General features: G+C 71.6%; 3 protein-coding genes and 1 pseudogene. All 4 read left to right on the top strand.

What is annotated here, in order from left to right; translation table 11 throughout:
- Positions 1 to 285 (top strand): annotated as a pseudogene (locus QMK28_RS04195) (tRNA (adenosine(37)-N6)-threonylcarbamoyltransferase complex transferase subunit TsaD); the annotation flags it as partial.
- A gap of 261 nt (positions 286 to 546) precedes the next feature.
- Positions 547 to 1,986 carry a GuaB1 family IMP dehydrogenase-related protein gene (locus tag QMK28_RS04190; protein WP_326435597.1) on the top strand — a complete coding sequence of 480 codons (1,440 nt, stop codon included), beginning with the start codon at positions 547 to 549 and terminating at the stop codon, positions 1,984 to 1,986.
- 420 nt (positions 1,987 to 2,406) lie between these two features.
- On the top strand, positions 2,407 to 3,897 hold the full coding sequence (locus tag QMK28_RS04185; protein ID WP_326435596.1) for an amino acid permease: 1,491 nt from the start codon (positions 2,407 to 2,409) through the stop codon (positions 3,895 to 3,897).
- 10 nt (positions 3,898 to 3,907) lie between these two features.
- Positions 3,908 to 4,208 (top strand): Lrp/AsnC family transcriptional regulator (locus QMK28_RS04180; protein WP_326435595.1); only part of this gene is annotated, 301 nt, incomplete at its 3' end.

Raw genomic sequence — 4,208 nt, 5'->3', positions numbered from 1 at the left:
GCCGAGTACGGCGTGCGCACCCTGGTCGTCGTCGGCGGGGTCGCCGCCAACACCCGGGTGCGCGAGCTGGCGGAGCGGCGCTGCCGGGCCGCGGAGGTCACGCTGCGCGTGCCGCCGCTCCGGCTGTGCACCGACAACGGGGCGATGATCGCCGCCGTCGGCGATCTGCTGGTCCGCGCGGGCGGCAGGGCCGCGCCGCTCGACGTGTCGATCGACCCCTCGGCGCCGCTGGAGTACGCGGCCCTGCACCCCGTCGCGGCGCGGTCCGCGCGAGCGGTGGCGTGACGGGCCTCAGCGCCGCCTCCGGAGCGAGTTCCGCCCGCCGCCGCACATCCGGGTGCAAAGCGATATGGGTGCGGAGCGACGTGCCGCGACCCCGGCGCCGGGCCCCGGGAAGCCGCCTCGCTGAGCCATCGGGGGAACACCGGTTCGCCAGATCTGGTGCCGGTCGGAGATGATGGACTAGGAGCCGCAGCCTGAACGGTGCTGGTTCGGTGCTGACTTCCCACCCGCCCCAGACGTAAAACCGCAGGTGAGAGAGCCAGTATGAAATTCCTGAACGATGTGCAGCCTCCGTACGACCTCACGTACGACGACGTCTTCATGGTGCCGAACCGGTCCGCCGTAGGATCCCGCCAGGGCGTGGACCTGTCCGCCCCCGACGGGACCGGCACCACCATCCCGCTCGTCGTCGCCAACATGACCGCGATCGCCGGCCGCCGGATGGCCGAGACCGTGGCCCGCCGCGGCGGCCTCGTCGTCATCCCGCAGGACATCCCCATCGATGTCGTCACCGAGGTCGTCGGCTGGGTCAAACAGCGGCACCTGGTCCTCGACACCCCGATCGTGCTCGCGCCGACCGGCACCGCCGCCGACGCGCTGTCCCTGCTGCCCAAGCGGGCTCACGGGGCCGGCGTGGTCGTCGAGGGCGGCCGGCCGGTCGGCATCGTCGTGGAGTCGGACCTGACCGGCGTCGACCGCTTCACCCAGCTGTCCGAGGTCATGTCCAGGGAGCTGATGGTCCTCGACGCCGACATCGACCCGCGCGAGGCCTTCAACCGCCTCGACGCCGCCCACCGCAAGTTCGCCCCCGCGGTGGACAAGGACGGCAAGCTCGTCGGCATCCTCAACCGCAAGGGCGCGCTGCGCGCGACCCTCTACACCCCCGCCGTCGACGCGGACGGCAAGCTGCGCATCGCCGCCGCCGTCGGCGTCAACGGTGACGTCGCGGGCCGCGCCAAGGCGCTGCTCGAAGCCGGCGTCGACACGCTCGTCGTGGACACCGCGCACGGCCACCAGGAGTCGATGATCACCGCGCTCAAGGCGGTGCGCGCGCTGGACCCGCAGGTGCCGATCGTCGCGGGCAACATCGTCGCCGCCGAGGGCGTGCGCGACCTCATCGAGGCCGGTGCGGACATCATCAAGGTCGGCGTCGGACCGGGCGCGATGTGCACCACCCGGATGATGACCGGCGTCGGCCGGCCGCAGTTCTCCGCTGTCATGGAGTGCGCCGCCGAGGCGCGCAAGCACGGCAAGCACGTCTGGGCGGACGGCGGCGTCCGGCACCCGCGCGACGTCGCGATGGCGCTGGCCGCCGGCGCGTCCAATGTGATGGTGGGCTCCTGGTTCGCCGGTACGTACGAGTCGCCCGGCGACCTCCAGCAGAGCGCCGACGGGCGCCTCTACAAGGAGAGCTTCGGCATGGCCTCGGCCCGCGCGGTGCGCAACCGCACCAGCGAGGAGTCGGCGTACGACCGGGCGCGCAAGGGCCTGTTCGAGGAGGGCATCTCCACCTCCCGGATGTTCATCGACCCGAGCCGGCCCGGCGTCGAGGACCTGATCGACTCGATCATCGCGGGCGTCCGCAGCTCCTGCACCTACGCGGGGGCCGCCTCGCTCGAGGAGTTCCACCAGAAGGCGGTCGTCGGCGTGCAGAGCGCCGCGGGCTACGCCGAGGGCAAGGCGCTGCACTCCAGCTGGAACTGATCTCCTGCCTGGGGATGACCTCCCGCGCGACGGGAAAGTACGGCTCCGGCCCCCGTGAATCCACGGGGGCCGGAGCCGTTCGCGCGCTCGCGCCGACCCCCGCCGCCCCGGCCCGTTCGACCCGCGCGTCTCACCCTCCCGCGCCGCGCCGATCGCCCCGCCGCCTGCGGCCTATGTGCCGATTCATGCGACGACCTGCAACGATTCCCCGTATCCGACCTCTGCGCGCAACGATCGTGCGGGGATACGCAAGGTTGCTGCATTACAAGCCATCCCCGCAGCTCATAGGCTCGTGCGCTGTACGTGGAGTGGCGGGGACCGCCTGCTCGGCGATCCTCTCCTGCGGGCTCCTCTGCCGCGCCCGCGTGGGACGCCGCTGGTCACCGCCGCACGACCGGCAGCGATGAAGGAGCCACCAGAGTGTTGGACCAGGGCGCAGCGCCACCCGCCGAGGACCCCAGGGGCCGCAATCCCCGCCCGGCCGCCGGGCTCGGCAGCCGGCTGATGCGGCGCAAGCCGGTGGGCCAGCTCGTCTCCGAGGGCGGCCAGGGCGAGGGCGGACAGCTCCGCCGCTCGCTCGGGATGTGGCAGCTCACGATGATCAGCATCGGCGCGACGCTGGGCACCGGCATCTTCGTGGTGCTCGGCGAGGCGGTGCCGGACGCCGGGCCCGCCGTGACGATCTCCTTCGTGATCGCCGGCCTCACCGCGCTGTTCTCCGCGCTGTCGTACGCCGAGCTCGCGGGCACCATCCCGGTCGCCGGCTCCTCGTACTCCTACACCTACGCGACGCTGGGCGAACTCATCGCCTGGATCTGCGGCTGGTGTCTGATCCTGGAGTACGGCGTGTCGGTCGCGGCCGTCGCCGTCGGCTGGGGCCAGTACCTCAACGAACTGCTCGACGGCACGATCGGCGTCACCATCCCCGACGCGCTCTCCGCCCCGCCCGGCGACGGCGGCATCTTCAACCTGCCCGCGCTGCTCGTCGTGCTGCTCGCCATGGCGTTCCTGCTCGGCGGCGCCAGGGAGAGCGCCCGCGCCAACACCATCATGGTCGGCGTGAAGATCGCCGCGCTGGTGCTCTTCTGCGGCGTCGCCTTCCAGGGCATCAGCGCCGGCAACTACGCCCCCTTCATGCCGATGGGCATGGCGGGCGTCAGCGCCGCCGGAGCGACCCTGTTCTTCTCGTACATCGGCTTCGACGCCGCCTCCACCGCCGGCGAGGAGGCGAAGAACCCGCAGAAGGACCTGCCGCGCGCGATCATGCTCTCGCTGATCATCGTCACCGTGCTGTACGTGCTGGTCGCGGCCGTCGCCGTCGGCGCCATGCCGTGGCAGAAGTTCGAAGGCTCCGAGGCCGCGCTCGCCGGGATCATGAAGGACGTCACCGGGCAGAGCTTCTGGGCCGTGCTGCTCGCGGCGGGCGCCGTCGTCGCCATCGCGAGTGTGGTGCTGACCGTGCTCTACGGCCAGACCCGCATCCTGTTCGCGATGTCCCGCGACGGCCTGGTGCCCAAGGTCTTCTCCAAGGTCAACCCGAAGACCGGCACCCCGCGCGCCAACACCGTCATCGTCTCGCTGTTCTGCGGCGTGCTCGCCGCCGCGATCCCGCTCGGCCAGCTCGCCGACGCCACCAGCATCGGCACACTCTTCGCGTTCGCCCTGGTCAACGTCGCCGTCGTGGTGCTGCGCCGGACCCAGCCCGACATCAAGCGCTCCTTCCGGGTACCGCTGTCGCCGCTCGTGCCGGCCATCGGCTTCGGACTCTGCATCTGGATGATGGGCAGCCTCGACGCGATCACCTGGACGGTCTTCGGAGTCTGGATGGCCATCGGCCTCGTGTTCTACTTCGGGTACGGGATGAGCCGCTCACGGCTCGCCCGGGAAGACCAGGCACCCGTAGAGAAGTGATCCGCCCGCTGTGCGACTGAACGACCTCGACGAACGCATCGTCCACGCCCTCGCCCAGGACGCCCGCCGCTCCTACGCCGACATCGGTTCCGAGGTCGGCCTGTCCGCGCCCGCTGTCAAACGGCGGGTGGACCGGCTGCGGGCCGAAGGCGCCATCACCGGATTCACCGTACGGGTGGACCCGGCGGCGCTGGGCTGGGAGACCGAGGGGTTCATCGAGATCTACTGCCGCAGGAACACCTCGCCCGAGGCGATCCACCGCGGCCTGTCGCGCTACCCGGAAGTGGGGGGCGCGGCGCCCCCGCCCCCCC

The organism is Streptomyces sp. H27-D2, assembly GCF_035828615.1.
Lineage (GTDB): Bacteria > Actinomycetota > Actinomycetes > Streptomycetales > Streptomycetaceae > Streptomyces.
This window is presented reverse-complemented; position numbering and strand designations above follow the sequence as displayed.